The 22,688-nt window shown below is 64.8% G+C and carries 19 protein-coding genes; 8 read left to right on the top strand and 11 right to left on the bottom strand.

Going from position 1 to position 22,688, the window contains the following annotated elements:
* Positions 1-336: 336 nt before the first annotated feature.
* The 5 genes from BKY27_RS05730 to eutB form a co-directional block, all read right to left on the bottom strand.
* Complete coding sequence (locus BKY27_RS05730) at positions 337-1,707, bottom strand: aspartate aminotransferase family protein (protein WP_071673497.1); 1,371 nt, start codon at positions 1,705-1,707, stop codon at positions 337-339.
* A gap of 75 nt (positions 1,708-1,782) precedes the next feature.
* Positions 1,783-3,258, bottom strand: a complete 1,476-nt coding sequence (locus tag BKY27_RS05725) for an NAD-dependent succinate-semialdehyde dehydrogenase (RefSeq protein ID WP_071673496.1) — start codon at positions 3,256-3,258, stop codon at positions 1,783-1,785.
* Positions 3,259-3,380: 122 nt separating this feature from the next.
* Entirely contained in the window at positions 3,381-3,857 is a 477-nt protein-coding gene (locus BKY27_RS05720) for an Lrp/AsnC family transcriptional regulator (protein WP_071673698.1), read from the bottom strand.
* On the bottom strand, positions 3,857-4,843 hold the full coding sequence (locus BKY27_RS05715; RefSeq protein ID WP_071673495.1) for a cyclodeaminase: 987 nt from the start codon (positions 4,841-4,843) through the stop codon (positions 3,857-3,859). Before BKY27_RS05715 ends, BKY27_RS05720 begins: the two co-directional genes overlap by 1 nt.
* On the bottom strand, positions 4,833-5,837 hold the full coding sequence (eutB, locus tag BKY27_RS05710; RefSeq protein WP_071673494.1) for a hydroxyectoine utilization dehydratase EutB: 1,005 nt from the start codon (positions 5,835-5,837) through the stop codon (positions 4,833-4,835). The genes BKY27_RS05715 and eutB overlap by 11 nt, the downstream gene beginning before the upstream one ends.
* 181 nt (positions 5,838-6,018) lie before the next feature.
* On the opposite strand from eutB, the gene BKY27_RS05705 reads away from it, so the two are divergent.
* Complete coding sequence (locus BKY27_RS05705; RefSeq protein WP_071673493.1) at positions 6,019-6,477, top strand: hypothetical protein; 459 nt, start codon at positions 6,019-6,021, stop codon at positions 6,475-6,477.
* A gap of 43 nt (positions 6,478-6,520) precedes the next feature.
* Here the strand turns inward: BKY27_RS05705 and BKY27_RS05700 are convergent, their stop codons facing one another.
* Positions 6,521-7,411: a cation diffusion facilitator family transporter gene (locus BKY27_RS05700; protein WP_324609985.1), complete on the bottom strand. Its 891-nt coding sequence runs from the start codon at positions 7,409-7,411 to the stop codon at positions 6,521-6,523.
* Positions 7,412-7,716: 305 nt separating this feature from the next.
* Here BKY27_RS05700 and BKY27_RS05695 point away from each other — a divergent pair, with 305 nt between their 5' ends.
* The 3 genes from BKY27_RS05695 to BKY27_RS05685 all read left to right on the top strand — a co-directional run bounded on the left by BKY27_RS05695 (position 7,717) and on the right by BKY27_RS05685 (position 10,016).
* Positions 7,717-9,108, top strand: coding sequence for an MATE family efflux transporter (locus BKY27_RS05695; RefSeq protein WP_071673491.1), 1,392 nt, complete (start codon positions 7,717-7,719; stop codon positions 9,106-9,108).
* Positions 9,105-9,533 (top strand): glyoxalase superfamily protein, encoded by a 429-nt coding sequence (locus BKY27_RS05690; RefSeq protein WP_071673490.1) that lies wholly within the window; start codon positions 9,105-9,107, stop codon positions 9,531-9,533. Before BKY27_RS05695 ends, BKY27_RS05690 begins: the two co-directional genes overlap by 4 nt.
* A 276-nt stretch (positions 9,534-9,809) precedes the next feature.
* On the top strand, positions 9,810-10,016 hold the full coding sequence (locus BKY27_RS05685; RefSeq protein WP_071673489.1) for a cold-shock protein: 207 nt from the start codon (positions 9,810-9,812) through the stop codon (positions 10,014-10,016).
* A gap of 70 nt (positions 10,017-10,086) precedes the next feature.
* On the opposite strand, the gene betC is transcribed toward BKY27_RS05685, so the two are convergent.
* On the bottom strand, positions 10,087-11,586 hold the full coding sequence (gene betC, locus BKY27_RS05680) for a choline-sulfatase (RefSeq protein WP_071673488.1): 1,500 nt from the start codon (positions 11,584-11,586) through the stop codon (positions 10,087-10,089).
* 210 nt (positions 11,587-11,796) lie between these two features.
* On the opposite strand from betC, the gene BKY27_RS05675 reads away from it, so the two are divergent.
* The 4 genes from BKY27_RS05675 to BKY27_RS05660 are packed head-to-tail and all read left to right on the top strand — an operon-like array spanning position 11,797 to position 15,468.
* Complete coding sequence (locus tag BKY27_RS05675; RefSeq protein WP_071673487.1) at positions 11,797-12,444, top strand: TetR/AcrR family transcriptional regulator; 648 nt, start codon at positions 11,797-11,799, stop codon at positions 12,442-12,444.
* Positions 12,441-13,391, top strand: coding sequence for an HlyD family secretion protein (locus tag BKY27_RS05670; protein WP_071673486.1), 951 nt, complete (start codon positions 12,441-12,443; stop codon positions 13,389-13,391). Before BKY27_RS05675 ends, BKY27_RS05670 begins: the two co-directional genes overlap by 4 nt.
* Complete coding sequence (locus BKY27_RS05665) at positions 13,388-14,338, top strand: ABC transporter ATP-binding protein (RefSeq protein ID WP_071673485.1); 951 nt, start codon at positions 13,388-13,390, stop codon at positions 14,336-14,338. Before BKY27_RS05670 ends, BKY27_RS05665 begins: the two co-directional genes overlap by 4 nt.
* Positions 14,335-15,468, top strand: a complete 1,134-nt coding sequence (locus BKY27_RS05660) for an ABC transporter permease (protein WP_071673484.1) — start codon at positions 14,335-14,337, stop codon at positions 15,466-15,468. Before BKY27_RS05665 ends, BKY27_RS05660 begins: the two co-directional genes overlap by 4 nt.
* Positions 15,469-15,474: 6 nt before the next feature.
* On the opposite strand, the gene BKY27_RS05655 is transcribed toward BKY27_RS05660, so the two are convergent.
* The 4 genes from BKY27_RS05655 to glgA are packed head-to-tail and all read right to left on the bottom strand — an operon-like array spanning position 15,475 to position 22,686.
* On the bottom strand, positions 15,475-17,103 hold the full coding sequence (locus tag BKY27_RS05655) for an alpha-D-glucose phosphate-specific phosphoglucomutase (RefSeq protein ID WP_071673483.1): 1,629 nt from the start codon (positions 17,101-17,103) through the stop codon (positions 15,475-15,477).
* Complete coding sequence (gene malQ / locus BKY27_RS05650) at positions 17,100-19,145, bottom strand: 4-alpha-glucanotransferase (RefSeq protein WP_071673482.1); 2,046 nt, start codon at positions 19,143-19,145, stop codon at positions 17,100-17,102. Before malQ ends, BKY27_RS05655 begins: the two co-directional genes overlap by 4 nt.
* Positions 19,142-21,235: a glycogen debranching protein GlgX gene (gene glgX / locus BKY27_RS05645; RefSeq protein ID WP_071673481.1), complete on the bottom strand. Its 2,094-nt coding sequence runs from the start codon at positions 21,233-21,235 to the stop codon at positions 19,142-19,144. The genes malQ and glgX overlap by 4 nt, the downstream gene beginning before the upstream one ends.
* Positions 21,232-22,686, bottom strand: coding sequence for a glycogen synthase GlgA (gene glgA / locus BKY27_RS05640; RefSeq protein WP_071673480.1), 1,455 nt, complete (start codon positions 22,684-22,686; stop codon positions 21,232-21,234). Before glgA ends, glgX begins: the two co-directional genes overlap by 4 nt.
* Between the last annotated feature and the right edge of the window lie 2 nt (positions 22,687-22,688).

The following is a 22,688-nucleotide window of genomic DNA, read 5'->3' as shown; positions in this document are numbered from 1 at the left end:
AATTGACACTGACTTCGTTCAATCCCCGCGATCAGGAGTCGATGGCAGCTATGCGGCACGGATCGGACCCTTGCCAAGACGCGCATCGACGGGCCGCGGTGCGGCGAGCCGACGGTTGGTCTGCGGCACTTTATGCCTGCCAAATCCGCATAACATCAGAGCGATGCGTTGAGCTTCACCAAATCGCCGTGCCGGGGGGCGGCGTCATGCCGGAGGCATGCCTTCGGCATGACGATGCGTGGCGCCTTCGGCGCTATTCGCGCGGGGCGCTCGATCGAATGTACGGCAAGGGCTCGAAGCGGACCATGCCCGCCCCGAGCCGTTTGAGCACCAGAGTCAGCCGAGAACCGAGGTCACGGCCTTGACGGTCTTGCCCACGACCTCGTCCGCTTCTTCCTTGGTCAGGCAGAAGGGCGGCGCGAAGCCGAGGATGTCGCCCTGCGGCATGGCGCGGCCGATGACGTTTTCCGCCAGCAGCGCCGAAGCGATTTGCGGGCCGACCTTTTCGGACGCGTCGAACAGGCTGTTGCTGCCCTTGTCCTTAACGAACTCGACCGCGCACATCATGCCCTCGCCCCGGACTTCGCCCACATGGGCGTGATCGGCCAGGGCGGCGGTCATGGTGGTGGTCAGGTAGTTGCCCACCTCGCCCGCGTTATGGACGAGGTTCAACTCGTCGATGAGCTTGAGGTTGGCAACGCCCGCCGCCGCACCGATCGGGTGGGCGGAATAGGTCCAGCCGTGGCCTATGGGGCCGTTTTCGTCGGTGCCCTGTTCCAGCACTTTCCACATCTTGTCGCCGACGATGGAGCCAGACAGCGGCGCATAGGCCGAGGTCAGGCCCTTGGCGATGGTGATAAGGTCGGGTTTGATGCCGTAATGGGTGGAGCCGAACATGGTGCCGAGGCGGCCGAAGCCGGTCACGACCTCATCCGCGATCAGCAGGATGTCGTGCTTTTCAAGGACTTTCTGGATTGCGTCCCAGTAGCCTGCCGGGGGCGGCACGATGCCACCGGTGCCCAGAACCGGCTCACCGATGAAGGCGGCGATGGTGTCGGCCCCCTCACGCTCGATCAGCGCTTCAAGTTCGGCCACGCAGTGGGTGGTGAAGGCCTCTTCCGACATGTCCAGATCGGGGCGGCGGAAATAGTAGGGCGCTTCCGTGTGGATCACTTGGGTCAGCGGCAGGTCAAATTTCTTGTGGAAGAGTTCCAGCCCGGTCAGCGACCCGGTCATCAGGCCCGAGCCGTGATAGCCGCGCCAACGCGAGATGATCTTCTTCTTTTCGGGGCGGCCAAGGATATTGTTGTAGTACCAGACCAGCTTGATGTTGGTCTCGTTCGCATCGGACCCGCCGAGGCCGAAATAGACCTTGGACATGTTCTCGGGCGCGCGGTCGAGGATCATCTTTGAGAGCGTGATGGAGGCCTCGGTGCCGTGGCCGACATAGGCGTGATAGTAGGCCAGTTCCTTGGCCTGCGCGGCGATGGCCTCGGCGATGTCCTGACGGCCATAGCCCACGTTGACACAGTAGAGCCCGGCGAAGGCGTCGAGCAGGCGGTTGCCGTCGCGATCCTCGATATGGCAGCCCGAGCCACCGGTGATGACGCGGTTGGGCACGTTGCCCCGCGCGAATTCGGCAAGGTGGGTGGACGGGTGGAAGAAGTTGTCACGATCCCATTGATCGAGTTGGTCATTTTTCAGCATTTTCTTTCCTTCTCTCGTTTGCGGTGCGGCCCCGTGCGGGGCGTCCAGAAGCCCTTGGGGCCGCGTGTGTGGTCGTCAGGCCCAATCCCGGCAGACGTATTTGATATCCATGAACTCTTCCATCCCACGCCGGGCCCCTTCGCGGCCAAGGCCGGATTGCTTGGTGCCGCCAAAGGGAATCGGCGCGCCAGTAACCTTGGTGCGGTTCACCGCGACCATGCCGAATTGCAGCGCGCGGCTGAGCCGGTAGATGCGGCGCGGGTCCATCGAGTGAACGTAGGCGACCAGCCCGTATTCGGTAGCGTTCGCGCGGGCGACCACCTCGTCTTCGGTATCGAAGGGCGTGATCGGTGCAACCGGGCCAAAGGTTTCCTCGGACATGATCTTTGCCTCATCCGGCACATCGGTCAGCACGGTAGGTTCATAGAAGAGCGGGCCGAGGGCGTGACGCTTGCCGCCGCAGGCCAGCTTGGCCCCCTTGGCCAGCGCGTCGGCCACATGCTCTTCCTGCTTGGCGACGGCGGCCTCGTTCATTAGGGGGCCGATTTCGGGGTCGTCCATGCCTGCCCCGATGGAAAGCGCCTTGGTTGCCGCAACGAATTTTTCGCAGAAGGAATCGTAGACTGCGCGCTCTACATAGATGCGGTTGGCCCCAAGGCAATCTTGCCCCGAGGTGGCGAACTTGGCCTTGATGGTTTCGGCCACGGCCTCATCCAGATCGGTGTTCTTGAACACGATGACGGGGGCGTGACCGCCAAGCTCCATTACCAGCCGCTTGATGGTTTCGGCAGAGGCTCGGTAGAGCAGCCGCCCGACCTCGGTCGAGCCGGTGAAGGACAGGGCGCGCACCCGCTTGTCATCGGTCCAGGGCGGCACGACGATGCTGGCGCGACCGGTGACCACGTTGAACACACCCGGAGGGAAGCCTGCCCGTTCCGCCAGTTCGGCCAGCGCGAGGGCCGAGAACGGCGTTTCGTGGCTGGGATGAGAGACCACGGTGCAACCGGCGGCCAGCGCGGCGGCGGCCTTGCGGGTCAGCATGGCGGAAGGGAAATTCCACGGGGTGATCAGGGCAGCAACGCCCACCGGCTCCAGCCACAGCTCCACCTCGGCATCGGGCAGGTGGCTGGTGACGCCTTCGATATTCGGGCGCTTGGCCTCTTCGGCGTAGTATTCGACGAAGCTGGCGGCATAGTCGATTTCGCCGCGCGCCTCGGACAGCGGCTTGCCTTGTTCCAGCACCATGATCCGCGCGAGGTCTTCCTTGTGGGCGATCATCAGGTCGAACCAGCGGCGCAGCAGGGTGGAGCGCTCTTGTGGCAGGGTGTGCGCCCAATCAGCAAAGGCCGCCTGCGCCGCATCCACCGCAGCGGCGCTGTCGGCCTCGGACAGGCTCGCCACCTCGCCCACCAGATCGCCGGTGGCCGGGTCAGTCACCCGCAGAACGGCGTTATCCTCTGCCGCGACCCATTTGCCGCCGACATAGGAAAAACTGCGCACAAGCGCCTTGTCCTCGATCTCTGCGCGCGCGGAGAGAACCGTTTGAGACATAGTGAAACCTCCATGATTGGGGGCAAAATGCCCCGGATGGCAGAGGCTATGAGACCGTTCTTGCCGGGTGATTCAGAATATTCATCTGGAAACAAGCACGATGGCAGACCAAACCTTTGGTTTTAACCCTTGAGCAGCAAATCCAGTGGCAGCGCACCCGGAGATTTCACCGGCTTGGTCACGATATAGGTAAAGTACCGGGCCAGCCCGATCCGGGCCTCCAGCATCGCGTCGATGAGGCGTTGATAGGCGTCGATATCGCGGGTGACGATCTGCATCAGGTAGTCGAAGCCGCCGCCCAAGGCCCAACAGGCCACAACCTCGTCATAGGCCTGCATGGCCCGTTCGAAAGCCTGCATACTGGCCGCCGTGTGGTCGGTCAGTTCGGCGGCCACGAAGACGGTGACATGCGGCCCGAGTTTCTTGAGGTCGATCTCGGCCCGGTAGCGCGCGATCAGCCCGGCCTTTTCCAGCTTTTTCAGCCGTTCCCAACAGGGTGTGGCCGACAGGCCGACGGCCTCGGCAAGGGCCGATTTGGTGATGCGTCCGTTCTGGGACAGCACCGTCAGGATGCGAATATCGCGGTCATCGAGGCGGATCATGTGCGGATCAGCGTCCCGGCATCGCCAAGGGTCCGGGCGACATGGGTGGCAATCGCGGTGTCCTGCGCGCCGGTGCCGGTAAGGTCGCAGATGGTCACCGCCTCGGGCGAGGTTCGGCCCGTCGCCGCGCCGGTGATGACGGCCCCAAGCTCGGTCGGGGTGCCCTTGGTCCAGACACCGGCGGCAAGCGCGGCCTCCAGCTCTCCCGACACCTCGCATTGGCGGACGCTGTCACAGATATAGGCGTCGGCGGCGACAAGAGACTGCGGGTCGATCTCGGTCTTGCCGGATTGGTCCGACCCGATGGCGGTGATGTGCAGACCGGGGTGCAGCCAATCGGCGCGGATGATTGGCGCGCGCGCGGGGGTGGTGGTCACAACCAGTTGGCTTTCGGCGACAAGGGCGGCCGGATCGGCGACCGCCTCGACCTCTATCCCCAGATCGCGGCGCAGGTCGTCGGCGCAATCGGCGGATTTCACAGGATCGCGGCCCCAAACCAGCAGACGCTGAAGGGGGCGCACCAGATGCGCCGCCTGCATCTGAAGGCGGGCCTGCACGCCGGTGCCGATCACGCCCGCCGTTTCGACCGTTTCCGGTGCCAGATGGCGCGCGGCGACGGCCCCTGCGGCGGCGGTGCGGATATCGGTCAGGTAGCCGTTGTCCAGGAAAACCGCTTCGACCAGCCCGGTCTTGGCCGAGAACAGGATCATCAACCCGTTGAGGCTGGGCAGGCCGAGGGTGGGGTTGTCGAAAAAGCCGGGGCTGACCTTGATGGCGAAGCCGTCAAAGCCGGGGATATAGGCGGTCTTCACGTCGACCTCGCCGTTGGCCTCTGCCAGATCCATCGACAGGATCGGCGGCATGACGACACTGCCCGAGGCAAGCGCGGCAAAGGCCCGTTCGATCACGTCGACCGTGGTCAGGTCGAGCGCGACCGCACCGCGAAGCTCGGATTCCGTGACAATACGGATGTCATGCGCCATAGCGTTTTCCTTTCAGAGTCCGGTCGCCCAGATCAATGTCCTCGCCCGCCATGATGCGATGGAACATGCCCATATCCAGATTGCGACCGGTGATGATGGTGCCGACGGGGCCCTGCGGCCGCACCTTGCCCGAGAGTATGGCGGCCAGCCCCACGACGCTGGCGCCCTCGGCGACCATGCGGTCTTCGTAGAACAACACCTGCATGGCGTCGCGGATGTCCTCTTCGGTCACAAGGATGGTGCCGTCGAGATGGTCACGGCAGAGCGGGAAGGACAGCCGGTTGTCCATGCCGATGCCTCCGCCGAGAGAGTCCGCGAGGCTGGGCACTTCTTCCACCTCGACCGGGTGGCCAGCGGCAATCGAGGCGTGCATGGCCGCGCCCCGGTCCATCGTGATGCCGATGACCTGCACGGCGGGGTTCACCGCCTTCACCGCCACGGCGACACCTGCCGCCAAGCCGCCACCCGAGAGTGGCACCAACGCCATGGACAGGTCGGGGCGGGCCTCGATCATCTCAAGGCCAATGGTGCCCTGCCCGGCGATCACCTTTGGATCATCGAAGGGCGAGATTTCAACCAGCCCTTCGGCCGCGACAAGACGCAGGCTTTGGGCCAGCGCGTCGTCTTGGCTTCGGCCGATGATGCAGACCTCGGCCCCGAGGGCGCGGATGCCGTCGACCTTGGCCTGGGGAACAAGCTCGGACATGCAGATGACCGCGCGGATGCCCCGGCGCGCGGCGGCATAGGCCACGCCGCGCCCGTGGTTGCCGGTGGAACAGCAGGTCACGCCTGCCACGCCCTCGGGCAGGTTCATCACCGCGTTCACTGCGCCGCGCAGCTTGAAGGCACCGATGGGCTGACAGGTTTCCAGCTTCATCAGGACGTCATGCCCGGCGCGTGCCGTCATGTAGGGCGACGGCACGAAGGGCGTTGCGTCGGCCTGCCCGCGCAGGGTCAGGCGGGCGGCGAAGATATCGGCGAGGCTGACTGTCATGGCGACCACTCATGCAGATTTCGGCGGACGATGGAACCATAGGAACCCGTGCCACTATCAAATTTTCAAAACGCCCACTTGATAAATGTGATTTACACACTTACAAGCTGACCGCGTGGTATCACACTGACCAAAAAGTGGCCCGGCCACCGGGCCCCCTGCCATAAGGACTTGAGATAAAATGAAACTTGCCCTGTTCTCCGGCGCCATCTTGATGGCCGCCGCAACCTCGGCCTTTGCCTGCCCCGACTACAGCCAGACCGGCGAAACCTACAACGCCACCGGCGATCAGCTCTATTCCGGGTTCGACCTGTCGGTCACCGCTGGTGGCAGCAACAGCATCGCCAATTGCAACATTCCCGGCGTGTCCGGCGCGGGCTATGTCGTCACGGTGCCCGATTTCAGCTTTTACCTGAGTGGCATGGGAGGATACGACCTTGAAGTCACCGCCGAGGGAAGCTGCGACACCGTTCTGTTGGTGAATACGCCCACCGGGGCATGGCTGCATGACGACGACAGCGCGGGCAACCTGCAACCGACCCTGCGGATCAACCAGATTTCCGACGGGCGTCTGGATGTGTGGGTCGGCTCTTATGACGGCAGCGCCTGCCCGGCCAACCTGCATCTGGAAACCTGGTAAGACAGGTGGGACGGGGCCGCGCCGCGGCCCTGTCCCTGCCAACTTAGTCCAGCACCACGATGCCGGAATGCTTGGCCTTGTGTTCAGGCTCGACGTGGATGGTGATATTGGCGTCGGGCACCGCCCGTTTCAGCGCTCCTTCCACCCGGTCGCAGATTTCATGGGCGTCCTGAACGGTGGTGTCGCCGGGCATCACCAGGTGGAAGTCGATGAAGGTCATCTTGCCGGCGTGGCGCGTGCGCAGGTCATGCGCCTCCATCGCGCCGCCCGCTTCGGTCGAGATCACGTCGCGGATGCGGGCCAGCGTGTCTTCTGGCACCGCTTCGTCCAACAGGCCGCTGACCGAGTCGCGAATGACGCGGCTGCCGGACCAAAGGATGTTGACGGCGACCAGCGCGGCCATGATCGGATCAAGAATCCACCAGCCGGTGGCGACCGCCATCAGAAACCCGACCGCCACGCCCGCCGAGGTCACGACATCGGCCAGCAAATGCTTGCCATCGGCCACAAGCGCGGGCGAGCGTTCGGCCCGGCCCCTTGTCAGCAAAACCCAGCACCACAGCCCGTTCAGCACCGTCGCCACCCCGTTGACCAGAAGGCCATCCAACGGTGCCGAGATCGTCCGCGGGGACATGATTCCCTCATAGGCCTGATGCAGGATCAGCAGCGCCGCGCCGACGATCAACATGCCTTCCAGAACGGCACTGAGGAACTCGGCCTTGTGGTGGCCGTAGGGGTGGTTGGTATCCGCAGGCAGCGCCGCAACCCGGATCGCCAGCAAGGCGGCCAGCGCCGTTGCGACATTCACTGTGCTTTCCAGCGCATCCGAGAACAGCGCGATTGAACCGGTGATCCAGTAGGCCAGCCCCTTGAGCGCCAAAACGATGACACCGACCACGAGGCTACCGACGGCGAGTTTCATGGTGGTTGGCACGGATCACGGCCCCTCTGCGGTTGAGCCGGGCATGTAGCAGCCCGACCCGAGTCCGGCAAGCGTGCGGGGCCGGATAGGCCGACCGAAACACGAGCGTTGCCGGATGGGCGCAATTCACAGCCCTTGACCGCACCGGCCCGGCAGGCTATCTGCCGCCACGGCTACAGACGCCCGCCATCCGCAAACGCGCCCGCGTTCCGGTGAAGTTCTGTGAAAGACATCCTTCTCTTCCCTCCGCGTCTCGCGCGGGTGGCAATGCGGACCCCATCCATTCCTGCGAGACCCGTTAGAGGAGCGAGAGAGCGATGTCGCATTCGCCTCACAATACCTATCTTGACGGGCCTTTGCCGGCCCTGTTTCTACGCACCGCCCTGCCCATTATCTTCGTGATGAGCATGAATGGCCTGCTGACCGTCGCCGACGCCCTGTTTCTGGGGCACTATGTCGGGGAAAGGGCACTGGCCGCCGTGACCCTGATGTTCCCGCCCTACATGCTGATCGTCGCGCTGGCGACGCTGGTGGCCAGCGGCATGTCCAGCGGATTGGCCCGTCATCTGGGCGCGGGCCGCATGGGTGACGCCCGGCGGCTCTTTGCCAGCGCGCACTGGCTGGCGCTGAGCGTCGGGGGCGGGCTGATCGGCATATACCTGTTGCTTGGTCAGCGGGCGGTCCTGCTGGCCGCCGATGGCGACACCGGCCTTGCCGCCATGTCCGACGCCTACCTGCGGGTTCTGGTGCTGGCCGCACCGCTGATGTTCGTGCTGTCGGTCAATTCCGACGCGCTGCGCAACGAAGGCCGGGTCGGCGCGATGGCCGGGCTGAGCCTGTTGGTGTCCCTGGCCAATATCGGCTTCAACTACGTGCTGATCGCCCGTCTGGAGCTTGGCGTTGCCGGGTCGGCCTATGGCACCGTGCTGGCACAGGCGGTCGCGCTGGCCCTGCTGCTGATCTACCGCAGCCGGGGCCAGACCGCGCTGCACCCACGCGACGTGGTGCGGAACCTGACCGCCGATGGGTGGCGGGGCATTCTGGCGCTCGGGGCACCGCAGAGTCTTGGGTTTATCGGGGTGGCGCTTGGGTCCACCGCGATCCTGACGGCGCTGCAACTGTCGCGGGCGCCGAACTATGCGGTCACGGTGTCGGCCTACGGGATTGTCACTCGGGTGCTGACCTTTGCCATTCTTCCGCTGATCGGGTTGTCGCAGGCGATGCAGTCGATCACCGGCAACAACCATGGCGCGGGTCAGGCCGCCCGCACCGATGCCAGCCTGCGGGTGGCGCTGACGGCTGCGCTGATCTTCTGTGCCGTCGTGCAGGGGACACTGACGCTGACCGCGCCATGGATCGGGGCCAGGTTCGTCGCAGACCCGGCGGTTGTGGCCAAAGTTGCAACGATCCTGCCGGAGATGGTCGCCCTGTTCCTGCTGTCGGGGCCGCTGATGATGGTCGGCGCGCACTTTCAGGCGATTGGCGATGCGCCTCGGGCTGCTGTGCTGGGGCTGGCGAAACCCTATCTCTTCGCCATTCCGCTGACCTTTACCCTGCCTGCCCTCTTCGGCGCCGGGGCGATCTGGTGGACGGGGCCCTTGGCCGAGGCGGGTCTGCTGTGCCTGACGATCGTGGTATTATCGCGCAACGCCCGACGAAACGCGCGGCGGTTGGGCGTGTTCACCGACCCCAAGGAGGTGCGGATATGACCCGCTCGCTTCCCACCCTTGCCGAGGCCAAGGCGCAGGCCAAGCGGCTGCGCGTCAAACTGGCCGAGGACGGCACCGAGATCGGCCATGCCCGGTCGCTGGAACTGGTGGCTCATCAGCTTGGCTTTCGGGACTGGAACACGCTGCACGCGGCCATCGGCAACCGCCCGCCCGAAGGGTTTGCCGTCGGTGGCCGGATCGAGGGCCGCTATCTGGGCCAGCCCTTTGCCGCCACGGTCGTGGGGGTCGAGTCGTTGTCGCCCGGATGGTTCCGGCTGGAGCTGGATCTGGACGAAGCGGTGGACGTGGTGACGTTCGACAGTTTCTCGAACTTTCGCAAACGCATTCGCGGGGTGGTCGGGCCGTCTGGTCTGTCGAAGGAACGCACGTCTGGCGGGCAGCCGCATCTGGAGCTGGAGATCTGAGCCTTGCAACCGGGGGCGGCCCGATCCGGGCCGCCCCTGACCACCTTGCATGCCGAGGTCACTTGCCCCCTTGTGACAGTGCACGCATCGTCAGGCCAATTTCACATCGGCACCGGTTTCTCTTGCTTAAATGAGAATCTCCACTATATCGGGGGTGCTACGCTTTTCTTTTCGAACCTTCTGCCTCCGATAAACGGCTCTCAGTTGATCGATACGGACTGACGATGCCGGACTGCCGCACACTGCGGGCAGTATTTATCAAAGGAGACCACGGATATGGCCAATGGCACCGTGAAATGGTTTAACGCAACCAAAGGCTTCGGCTTCATCGCACCGGAAACCGGTGGCAAGGACGTTTTCGTCCACATCTCTGCCGTCGAGCGTTCCGGTCTGACCGGCCTGGATGACAACCAGAAAGTGACTTTTGACGTGGAAGCAGGCCGTGACGGTCGCGAATCCGCAGTCAACCTGTCGCTCGCCTGATCATCCGATCATCTGAACGACCAAGCGCAGGGCAACTTCGGTTGCCCTGCGTTTTCTTTTGGGCCAGCCCTTATTCCCCCCTTGGAAAGCGCTGGTTTTCTTCAACGACATTCAGATCCATGTGATTGCGCATATAGCGGTTCGAGGCGTCCTTGAACGGCTGGAAATCCCATGGCTTGTAGGCGCCGGTGCGCAGCGCCTCGTAGGTGATCCAGCGGCGGGCCTGACTGTCGCGCACCTGTTGGTCGAAAGCGTCCAGATCCCACCGATCCTCGGCCTGCGCCCTGAGACCTGCCAACTGCTCGGCATGGGCCGGATTTTGGGCAAGGTTGGTCAGTTCCTGCGGGTCGGCCTCCAGATCGTAAAGCAGATCGGGGTCGAGCGCGCAGCGGATATACTTGTAGCGCCCGTCACGCAGCGCCACGAGGGGCGCATAGCTGGCCTCGGCCGCATATTCCATCGGCACCGGCGCGCGTGGATGGATGCCGTCGATGACGGGCAAGAGGTTTTCGCCCTCGACCCATGGCGACACCTCGCCCTCGGGGATGCCCGCCAGTGCGGCCAGTGTCGGGCAGATGTCGATGGTCGAGACCGGCGAATCGACCCGGCCGGGCGCAATTCCCGGCGCCGAGATCATCAGCGGCACGCGGGACGAATTTTCGTAAAAGCTCATCTTGAACCACAACCCGCGCTCGCCCAGCATGTCGCCGTGATCCGACGTGAAAACGATGGCGGCCTCTTGTCCGGTCCGCTCCAACACGTCGAGGATCTCGCCCACCTTGTCGTCGAGATAGCTGATATTGGCCAGATAGGCCTGGCGGGAGCGGCGGACATCCGTGTCCGAAATCTCGAAATTATGGTAGTCGTTGGCGTCGAAGATGCGTTTGGAATGGGCGTCTTGATCGTCGTAGGGGATCGGGCCGACCTGCGGTTCCAGGTGGTCGCAATCCTCGTAGAGATCCCAGTATTTCCGGCGGGCGACATACGGGTCATGCGGGTGCGTGAAGCTGACCGTCAGGCACCACGGGCGGTCGTCATGGCCGCGCGACAGATCGTAGAGCTTGTTGCAGGCGTTGTAGGCAACCTCGTCGTCATATTCCATTTGGTTGGTGATCTCGGCCACGCCCGCACCGGTCACTGACCCCATGTTGTGATACCACCAGTCGATACGCTCGCCCGGTTTGCGGTAATCCGGGGTCCAGCCGAAATCGGCGGGGTAGATGTCTGTGGTCAGACGCTCTTCGAACCCGTGCAACTGGTCGGGGCCAACGAAATGCATCTTGCCCGACAGGCTGGTCTGATAACCCGCCCGGCGCAGGTGGTGGGCATAAGTCGGCATGTCGGCGCGCAGTTCGGCGGCGTTGTCATAGACCCCGGTTCCCGAGGGCAGTTTCCCGGTCATGAAACTCGCCCGGCTTGGCCCACACAGGGGCGAGGCCGTGTAGCAGGTGGAAAACCGTGCCGAACGATCCGCCAACCGCCGCAGGTTGGGCGTGTGCAGCCAGTCGGCAGGCCCATCGGGAAACAGCGTGCCGGTCAACTGGTCGACCATGAGGATCAGGATATTCATTGGCGCACCCCTGCTGGAATCGGACGGATTGGCGGACATCCCGGCCCGCGCGGCCCTGCCCTTTCCAAGATGGCAGAGGCCCACACTCTGGGATAAAGCTGACCGCTTTTGAAGGATAGACTTGGCAGAACAGGCAGAGATTGCACGCCACTCTTGCTAGTAACTGACCAGTCAGTTATTAAGGAGGAACTCGGACGCCGAAGGCCACTCATGACCGCACCCGACCCTGAACCGAAATTCCGTCGCCGGGCCGAGGCCCGCCCCGACGAAATACTCGATGCCGCGCTGACGCTGTTTGAAACGCAGGGCTTTGCGGCTACCACGGTCGAGCAGATCGCGCGGCAGGCCGGATTGTCGAAAGGCGCGGTCTATCTCTACTTCCCGTCGAAAGATGCCGTTCTGGAAGGTCTGGTGCGCCGCGCCCTCACACCGCTGACCGATCAGGCTGCGGCGATGCTGCGCGCGCATAGCGGCGATCCGCGCCCGATGCTGGTGCGCCTGGCGCAATTGCTGCGGGCAGGGTTGGCGGATGAGCATACGCTGGCGATCCCCAAGCTGGTGATCCGCGAGGCCGTGGGCAAGCCGGAACTGGCAGCGATGTATCGCGACGCGGTGATCGACCGGGTGCTGCCAGCCCTTGTCAGCCTGCTGTCGCAGGGGGTGGATGGCGGATTCATCCGCCCGATCGACCCCGAAATGACCGTGCGCACCATCCTTGGCCCGATCCTGATGCACCTGCTGCTGGCCGATGTCTTCGACATCACGCCCAAGGACGGGCTGCGGCTGGAGGCCCTGATCGACAACCACCTGTCCATTCTCTTTGCCGGGTTGGCCCCGGTGTCAGGAGACACGCCATGAGCACCCTGCCCGACTGGCTGATCGCCGTGATCGCCCTTGTCTACCCACAGATCGAGGCACCGCCGCCGCACAGCTATAACGGCTATATCGAGGGCGATTACGTCTACGCCGCGGCCGCGTCGTCGGGACGGATCACCGATATCTCGGTCACCGAAGGGGCCGCAGTCACCGAGGGCACGGTTCTGTTCCGGCTCGACGCGACCCAGCAGGAGGCCGCCCTGCGCGCCGCCCAGGCGCAAGTGGCGCAGGCGCAGGCGGTGCTGGACAACCTGCTGACCGGCAGCCGCGAGGCAGAGACCGAAGTGATCCGCGCCGAACTGGCCCGCGCCGAGACCGAACTGGACCTGGCGCAGTCACGCCTTGAACGGACCCGGCAATTGTTCGACCGTGGCTCGGTCGCGCAGGCCCGTGTCGATGACGATCAGGCCGCGACTGACAGCGCCGCCGCGCGCATGGCGGAATTGAGGGCGCAACTGGCGGTGGCCGAACTGCCCGCCCGTGCCGCGCAAGTGGTCGCGGCAGAGGCGGCGCTTGACGCCGCCCGCGCCGAGGCGGACAGGGCGCGTTCGGCGCTGGACGATCAGGTGGTTCTGTCGCCCCATGGCGGGCTGATCGACCGGGTCTTTTTCGACAACGGAGAGGTCGCGGGGGCCGGAACGCCGGTGGTGGCGATCCTGCCGCCCGACGGGCTGACGGCGCTGTTCTTCATTCCGCAAGACGACCGCTCGTCCTATCGGCCGGGCGATGAAATGGCGGTGTCCTGCGACGGATGCCAGCCGGGGCTGACCGCAACGATCACACGCCTTGCCTCGACCCCGCAATACACGCCGCCGATCATCTACAGCAGCCAGGAACGTGCGCGCCTTGTGTTTCGCGCCGAGGCCGACCTGACGACGGGCAGCGGCCTGTTGCCCGGCCAGCCCATCACCGTGAGGCCCCTGCCATGACCGAGGGCCAAGACGCTCCGGCCATCGAGGTCTCGGGCCTGACCAAGGTTTTCGACGGTCGCAAGGTGGTGGACGGCTTCGACATGTCGGTGCCGCGCGGGGCGATCTATGGCTTTCTCGGCCCCAACGGCAGCGGCAAGACCACGACCATTCGCATGATGTGCGGGCTGCTGACGCCCGATGGCGGCAGCGGCACCTGTCTGGGCTACGACATTCACCGCGAAGCAGGCGAGATCAAACGCCGTGTCGGCTACATGACGCAGCGGTTCTCGCTCTACGAAGATCTGACGATCCGCGAAAACCTCGATTTCATGGCGCGGATGTACGGGCTGCCGCACCGGAAGGAAAAGGTCAGTCGGGCGTTGGAGGATCTGGGGCTCGCGAACCGGTCCGGGCAATTGGCGGGCACGCTGTCTGGCGGCTGGAAACAGCGCCTGTCACTGGCAGCCTGCATGATCCACACGCCGCAGCTATTGCTGCTGGATGAGCCCACGGCGGGTGTCGACCCCAAGGCGCGGCGCGATTTCTGGGATGAAATCCGGCGCCTTTCGGCCAAGGGCGTGACGGTTCTGGTTTCGACCCACTACATGGACGAGGCGGTGCAGTGCGATTTCATCGCCTACATCGCCTACGGCAAAAAGCTGATTTCCGGCCCCTCGCGCGATATCCCCGGCATGGTCGGCCTGACGACCTGGCGGGTGACGGGCGAGGCGCTTGGCCCGCTTGAAGCCAAGCTCAGGGCTGAGCCGGACGTGGCGCAGATCGCCCGCTTTGGCGACGCACTGCATGTGTCGGGCACGGACAAGGCCGCGCTTGACCGGCTGGCAACGCGATACGAAGCCGAAGGCCCGCAAAAATGGGTTGAACGCGAGGCCGGCCTCGAAGACGCCTTCATCTACCTGATGACCGGCAGCGAGGATAATTTCGGCCTCAAGGGGGCGGCATGAAACTGTTCTCTTTCGCCCGGTTCGCGGCGGTTCTGGTCAAGGAGTTCATCCAGATGCGGCGCGACCGCGTCACATTTGCGATGATGATCGGCGTGCCGGTAATGCAACTTCTGCTTTTTGGATACGCGATCAACACCGACCCGCACAACCTGCCGACACTGGTGGAAATGGCCGATGAAGGCCCGGTGACTCGGGCGATCCTGATGGGGATGGAGACCTCGGATTTCTTCGACTTTCAGGGCGTTGTCACCAGTCAGGCAGACGGCGATCGCGCGTTGCGCGACGGCACTGCCAATTTTGTGGTGGTGATCCCGCCGGGGTTCGAGCGCGACGTGGTGCGCGGGCTGCGGCCAACGATCCTGCTGGCCGCCGACGCGTCCGACCCGGTCGCGGCCTCGGGGGCGGTCGGTGCCATTCGCGGCATCGTGGACACGGCCATGACCGAGAGCCTGACCGGCCCGCTCGCCTATGCAGCGCAGACCGCGCCGCCCGTGGATGTCACCGTCCATCGCCAATTCAACCCCGAGGGGGTGACGGCGATCAATATCGTGCCGGGGCTGCTGGCGGTGATCCTGTCGATGACCATGGTGATGATCACCGCCGTCGCCATCGTGCGAGAGGTCGAAAAGGGCACGATGGAGGCGCTGATCGCCACGCCCGTGCGCCCGTTGGAGGTGATGCTGGGAAAGATCATTCCCTATGTGGTGGTGGGCTATGTGCAGACGGCTCTCTTCCTTGTGGCGGCGGGCACGCTGTTCGGGGTGCCGTTCATCGGCAGCCCGGTGGCGTTCTTCGCGGGGTTCAACCTCTATATCCTCGTCAATCTGGCGATCGGCTTTCTCGTCTCGACGGTGGCCCGGTCGCAGATGCAGGCCTTGCAGCTTTCGTTTTTCACGATCCTGCCGACGATCCTGCTGTCGGGGTTCATGTTTCCCTTCGCCGCAATGCCCGCATGGGCACAAACGCTTGGCACGGCAATTCCTGCCACCCATTTCCTGCGGCTGACCCGCAAGGTCATGCTGAAGGGCGCGACGCTGGCCGATGTCGCGGGCAACATGGTCGCGATTTCCATCATCATGGTGGTGGTGATCTTCATCGCGTTGAAACGGTATCGCGGGACGCTGGACTGACCCCCGTCAGGTCACCACGTCAGGGGCATCGCGGCCGGTCAGGCCGATGTCGCACGCCTCTTTCGCGGCGTCCCGGATCGGGGCCAGCGCCGCCTGGGTATCCAGAAACAGGTTGTCCGGGTCGGTTTCCAGACGTTCCAGATACATCCGCAACGTTGCACCCTCGGTGCCGGTGCCGGACAGGCGGAAGACCGCCCGTGCCCCGCCCTCGAAGAACAGGCGCACCCCTTGGCGGGCGCTGGTCGAGCCATCGACAGGGTCGTGGTAGGAAAACTCGTCTGCCCCGGTTACGATCTGCCCGGCAAAGCCCTGCCCTTTCAGATCGCTCAGCTTGTCACGCAGCCCCGCCATCAGAGCGTCGGCCTTGTCCTTGGGGATCGCCTCGTAATCGTGGCGGGAATAGTAGTTGCGACCGTAGGTCTTCCAGTGATCGGACAGGATCTCGGCCACCGATTGCCGCCGCTCGGCAAGGATATTGAGCCAGAGCAGCACCGCCCATAGGCCGTCCTTTTCGCGCACATGGTCCGACCCGGTGCCAAAGCTTTCCTCGCCACAGATCGTGGCCCGGCCCGCGTCCAGCAGGTTGCCGAAGAATTTCCAGCCGGTGGGCGTTTCAAAATGGGCGATCCCCATGGCCTCGGCCACCCGGTCACACGCAAGGCTGGTGGGCATCGACCGCGCCACACCGGCCAATCCGTCGGCATATCCCGGCGCAAGATGGGCGTTAGCGGTCAGCACCGCGAGGCTGTCGGAGGGGGAGACATAGCAGTTCCGCCCCAAGATCATGTTGCGGTCGCCATCGCCGTCCGAGGCCGCGCCGAAATCCGGGCCGAGATCGGTCATCACCAATCCCATCAGATCCTTGGCCCAAGTCGGGTTGGGGTCGGGGTGGCCGCCGCCAAAATCTTCGCGCGGAACGGCATTCATGACCGAGGCCGGATCAGCGCCAAGCGTATTGACAAGGATCGCCTTGGCATAGGGGCCTGTGATCGCATGCATGGCATCGAAGCGCAGGGTAAAGCCCGAGGCAAAGAGCGCCCTGATCTTGTCGAAATCAAACAACGTCTGCATCAGCGCGGCGTAATCCGCGACCGGGTCGACCACCTCGACAACCATGCCCCCAAGCTGCTGCTCACCAATCAGGCCAAGGTCCAGATCGGTGGCATCGACAATGGAATAGCGCTCGATCCGCTTGGTCTCTGTCACGATGCAGTCGGTCACGCCCTCGGGGGCCGGGCCGCCATTTGCGGTGTTGAACTTGATCCCGAAATCCTCGTCGAGGCCGCCGGGGTTGTGACTGGCCGACAGGATCAACCCGCCATCGGTGCCGCGCTGGCGAATGAGGTTCGAGGCCGCAGGGGTCGACAGCAGCCCGCCCCGCCCCACGATCGCCCGCGCCGCGCCGTTCGCCGCCGCCATTTTCAGGATCGTCTGGATCGCGGGTTTGTTGAAATAGCGTCCGTCGCCACCCACGACAAAGGTCTTGTCCGCCGCGCCCCCGATGGCGTTGAACACCGACTGGACGAAATTCTCCAGATAGCCAGGCTGCATGAAAACGCGGGTCTTCTTGCGCAGGCCCGAGGTGCCGGGGGCCTGACCTTCAATCGGGGCGGTGGCGATGGTGTCGGTCTTCATGGCTGATCCTCGCAATCAATAGTCGTCGATAAATGTCTGCCCGCGCCCTGCATCAGGTCCGCGGCGATCCGGACATTGGCGGATGCGGCGATGGCTTCGACAGGTGTCTCGTAGCGTCGCCGCCAGTTGGGATGTTCATCGGTCGTGCCCGGCAGGTTCTGCGCCTCGGTGACCCCGAGCAGATCGTCAAGCTGAACCGCGACCATCGCTGCCGGCGAACGGGCCAAGGCCGCGTGAACCCGGCAAAACACATCCTGCCCGCCCGTCGGGCCGATCGCGTCCAGCAGCGCCTGCTTTTCCGTCTCTCGCCGTGCGATCAAGTCATCCCCCGCGTCGGCAGCACCCCAGCCGAGCCGCCGCCACCAGCCAATATCCGCCCCTGACCAATAGCCGTTGAGCGTTGGCGTGTCATGGGTGGCGAAACAGGCAAGGCTTTGCGGGCGCAGATCCTCGGGGGGACGAAAGCGGCCGTTGTCGTCCTTTTCGAATTGCAGCACCGAGTAGCCGTAGACCCCTCTTTCGGCCATCGACTCCCGAAAGCCCGGCGGCACCAGCCCAAGGTCTTCGCCCACCACGACGGTGCCCGCCCGCGCCGCCTCGATCGCGGTGATGGCCAGCAGCGCCTGCATGGGTTGGCGCATATAGGCGCCGGGGCTGCCATCATCGGGCAGCCAGAAGCTGCGGTTGAACCCCAGCACATGGTCGATCCGCAGGATGCCCGCGTGGCGCATGGTCCGGCGCAGGATGCCGCGCAGACCGCGATAGCGGGTGCGGGCCAGCTTGACCGGCGACATCGCCGCGAGGGCCCACGCCTGCCCGCCGGGGCTGAGCTGATCGGGCGGCGCACCGATCGAAACCCCATCGGCCACCATATCACGCTCGCTCCATGTTTCGGCCCCGCCACGGCGCGGCCCCACGGCAAGGTCGAGATACAGCCCCGGCAGCATTCCAGCGGCTTGTGCGCGGGTCTGTGCCGCGTTCAGCTGATGGTCCGCGACCCATTGCAGCCACATATGGAACGCCCGCCGCTTGGCCAGCGGCGCGGCCTCGGACACGACCGATGGGAGGGACATGTCGTGCAACGCTTCGGGCCAGTCGCGCCAGTCGCCGCCGTGGCGCTCGCTCAGTGCCTCGAATTGCGCGAACCGGTCCAGCCCGTCGCCCCCCGCGGCGCGAAACCGGTCGAACGCCGCCTGCGCGGGGGCGGGGGCAGAGGATTGGAACAGCGCGTAAAGCTTGGTCAAGGCGCGGCGCACGGCCCCCGTCGCAGCGGCATAGTCGATAAGCGCGCCTTGACCGGCAGCGCCCTGCACCTCCGCACAAATGCGCCGCGCTTCGGGGTGGGTGTCCAATCCGGGCACGCAATCCACGGCAATGTGGGCGGTGTTGAGATACCCGCGATGCGAAGGAGAATAGGGGCTGATGGCCTCGGGGGTGGCCCATCCCCAGTTGTGCACCGGGTTCACCCCCAGAAACCCTGCGCCGACTTGACCGAAGGTTTCGGCCAGACGCGCGAGATCTTCGTAATCGCCCAAGCCCGCAGTCCGCCCGGACCGCAGCCCGTAAAGCGCTGCCGTGACGCCCCAGATGCGGTCCTGCCCGGTGACGGACGGCACCGATGGCAAGCGGGCGGGGGCAAGAATCAGAGTCACGCGCTGGTGCTGGCCGGGGCGCGAAAGAACCAGATCATGCACGCCATCGGGCAGGGGCGGCAGGGTGAGTGGGCCCTCGGCAGAACCCTCGTGCAGGCCGCCCTCTTCCAGCAGCACGCGCCATTCGACCGGTCCCCTGGTTTCGATGATCGTGGGCGTTCCCGCCACGCCCACCACTTCGGGCGGGGCGATCCGCGTGCGGTCCCGCTGCCGCAGATCCGCCAGCGCCTCTTCGACCATCGCGTCGCTGTCCACCGCCAGACCATTGGCCCGCAGAAGCGCGCGCTTGGTGTCTGGCGGGGTCACACGTTCTTGGCCCCAAAGGTCGATGAATTCCGGCAGCACACCGCAAGCGGCTGCAAGCGCATCGAGGGCCGCGTGGCCGCTCATGCCGGGATCTCCGTCAGGGCGAAGGCCAGCACGGATTGGCCCGCCACTGCCGCTGCATCCGGGGTTTCTTCCACGCTTGCTGTTGCCTCGGGCGCTGCCGTGTCAATGGCCCGCACCCACTGCCGCCCCGCCGGTGCCGGCGGCAAGGTCGCCTTGGCCGAGGCATCCTCGCGGTTGAAAACCAGGAAGACCGGGTCGTCATCGACCGCATACCCAGGCGCCTCTGCCGATGCGCGCAGGATCAGGGCAAAGGTCGACAGGCCGGGATCGCGCCATTGCAGCGGGCGGCCTCGCAGGTCCATCCATTGCACATCGGCCTGCGCGTCCTGCAAACGCTCGCCGCCATGCAGGAACCGCGATTGCCGCAAAACCGGATGCGCCCGGCGAAAGGCCGATAGCCGGGTGACGAATGCCAAGAGGGTCTCGTCGCCCTCGTCCCATGTGATCCAGCCTGTCGGATTGTCCTGACAATAGGCGTTGTTGTTGCCCTGCTGGCTGTTGCCGATCTCGTCCCCCGCCAGAACCATCGGCGTGCCCTGTGCCAGAAACATCGTGGCCAACAGGTTTCGCTGTCGCTGCTGCCTGCGGGCGAGGATCGCAGCATCGTCGGTCTCGCCCTCGACCCCGCAATTGTCGCTGAAATTTGCGTGGTGGCCGTCACGCCCCTCTTCCAGGTTGGCAAGGTTGTGGCGTTCGGCGTAGCGGGTCACATCGGCCAGCGTGAACCCGTCATGGGCCGTGATCATGTTGACCGACGACCACGCCCGTCGCCCGCCGCGGTCGAAATGCCCGGCCGAGCCAAGCAGGCACGCCGCCAGATCCTGTGCGCTGTGATCGTCGCCACGCCAATAGCGGCGCGAGGTGTCGCGGAACCGGTCGTTCCATTCCCCGAACCCCGGTGGAAACCGGCCAAGCTGATAGCCGCCGGGGCCGATATCCCACGGCTCTGCAATCAGGTGAACACCTGCCAGAACCGGGTCTTGGCGCAGCGCATCGAGGAACCCGCCATTGGGGTCGAACCCGTTGTCTTCCCGGCCCAAGGTCGTGGCCAGATCGAAGCGGAAGCCGTCAACGCCCATTCCCTCGACCCAGAAACGCAGGCTGTCCATCACCATCCGCAGCACGAAGGGATGGGCCACGTTGAGCGTGTTTCCACAGCCCGTGTCGTTCACGTAATAGCGCGGCTGACCATGTGATAGCCGGTAATAGGAGGCGTTGTCCAAGCCCCGAAAGCTCAAGGTCGGGCCACGGTGGTCACCCTCGGCGGTGTGGTTGTAGACCACGTCGAGGATCACCTCGATCCCGGCAGCGTGAAACCGGTCCACCATGGCGCGGACCCCGGCAAAGCCCGCAGGCCCGAAATAGCGCGGTTCGGGGGCGAAAAACCCGATGCTGTTGTAGCCCCAGTAGTTCACCAGCCCCTTTTCCAGCAGAAACCCGTCATCGACGAAGGCATGAACCGGCAACAACTCGACCGACGTCACCCCCAGCTTGGTCAGGTGGTCCAGCATCGCGTCCGAGGCCAGCCCCTCGTAGGTGCCGCGCAACGCCTCGGGCACGTTGGGGTGTTGCTGAGTCAGCCCTTTCACATGAGCTTCGTAGATCAGCATCTCGGTCCGGTCGGTGGCGGGATGGGCCCGCAACCGATCCAGCAAGGCCGGATCGGAGACGACCGATTTCGGCACGTGGGGCGCGCTATCGCGCGGATCGAAGGACAGATCGCCCTTGGCCGATTTCCTGACATATCCGAGCGTCGCGTCGTGGTTGGTCCAGCGTCCCGCCAGTTCGCGCGTATAAGGATCGAGCAGCAACTTGTTGGGGTTGAACCTGTGGCCTTGGTCGGGGGCATAGCTGCCATGGGCGCGAAAGCCGTATAGGGCGCCGGGTTTGAGGCCGGGGATATAGCCGTGCCACACCGGCCCCGTGCATTCAGGCAACGCGATACGCGCGGTTTCCTTGCGTCCGTCGGGCGAGAACAGGCACAGGTCCATCTGGCTGGCATGTGCCGAAAAGACCGCGAAATTGGTGCCGTCCCCATCGAACCGCGCCCCAAGGCGGGTGGCAGAGCCTGCCGCAATCAGGTGGTTCATGCGCCGATGGTCTCCGCGATGCCGGGCAGCCCGGCAAACATCCGGGAATAGGCTTTGGCCGATTTGTCCCACCCGACCGGATGGCGCATCGCGCGTCGCATCATGCCTTGCCACAGCGTCTTGTCGGCAAAGAGATCGCAGGTTCGGTCAATGGCCTGCCCCAAGGCCGCCGCCGTGACCGGCGAAAACTGCACGCCGGTCGCACAGGCCGCCGACAAGGCCGCCTCGTTCGCGTCGATCACCGTATCGGCCAGCCCGCCGGTGCGCGCGACCACGGGCAGGGTGCCGTAGCGCAACCCGTAAAGCTGCGTCAGGCCGCAAGGCTCGAACCGCGAGGGGACAAGGATGGCATCCGCCCCGGCCTGCATCTGGTGCGAGCGCGGTTCGTCATAGCCGATGATCACCCCGACCGAGCCTTTGTAGTCGATGGCGGCCTTGCGAAACGCAGCCTCCAGCCCCGGTTCCCCGTTGCCGAGCACGGCCAGCCGCGCACCCCGGTCCACGAGAAGCGGCAAGACATCGAGCAACAGGTCGAGGCCCTTTTGCTGGGTCAGGCGGCTGATGACGCAAAAGAGCGGGGCGTCGGGGTTGGCCACAAGGTCGAACCGCTCTTCCAGCTCGGTCCGGTTCGTGGCCTTGCGTTTGAGGCTGCGGGCCGAATAGGGGGCCACGAGATGGGGATCGGTCTCGGGGTTCCAGAGGTCAAGGTCGATGCCGTTCAGAATGCCCAGCAAATCGTGCTTGCGCGATTGCAGCACCCCTTCCAGCCCGACGCCAAACTCGGGCAGCATCAATTCGCGGGCATAGGTCGGGCTGACCGTGGTGATCTTGTCGGAATAGGTGATCCCGGCCTTGAGAAAGCTGACGCGGCCATAGAACTCGATCCCCTCAGGGGTGAACAGATCGCGCGACAGCCCAAGCGGCCCGCAGACCTCCGGCTCGAAAAGGCCCTGAAAGGCGATGTTGTGGATGGTCATCACACAGGGCGTCATGTCCCCTGCCTGCCGCAAATAGGCCGGGACCAGCCCCGCGTGCCAGTCGTGCACATGGACGACATCGGGCCGCCAGCCGGCCACCCCCTCGGTCGTGACCCGCGCCCCCGCCAGCGACAGCGCGCCGAAGCGGATGGGATTGTCGGGCCAATCCTCGCCCTTCTCGTTGAGGTAGATCGAGCCGCTGCGATCGAACAGGTGCGGGGCGTCGAGGAACAGAAGGTCGAGCCCCTTATAGGTCGTCGCCAGAATTCGCGCCGGCCCGCCGTGCACGGCCCCGAGGTCCAGCACGCATTCCGCGCCGTCTGCCGCATCCCTGATCGCCGCATACAACGGCATCAGGATACGCGCGTGCACCCCGAACGGCGCCAAGGCCTTGGGCAAGGCGCCGATGACATCGGCCAGACCGCCGGTTTTGATCAAGGGCACGCACTCGGACGCGACCAGCAGCAGGTTCATGG

Origin of the sequence: Nioella nitratireducens, assembly GCF_001879715.1 — a bacterium.
Classification (GTDB): Bacteria; Pseudomonadota; Alphaproteobacteria; order Rhodobacterales; family Rhodobacteraceae; genus Nioella; species Nioella nitratireducens.
The sequence above is the reverse complement of the archived record's forward strand: the minus strand, read 5'-3'. Positions and strand labels throughout refer to the sequence as shown.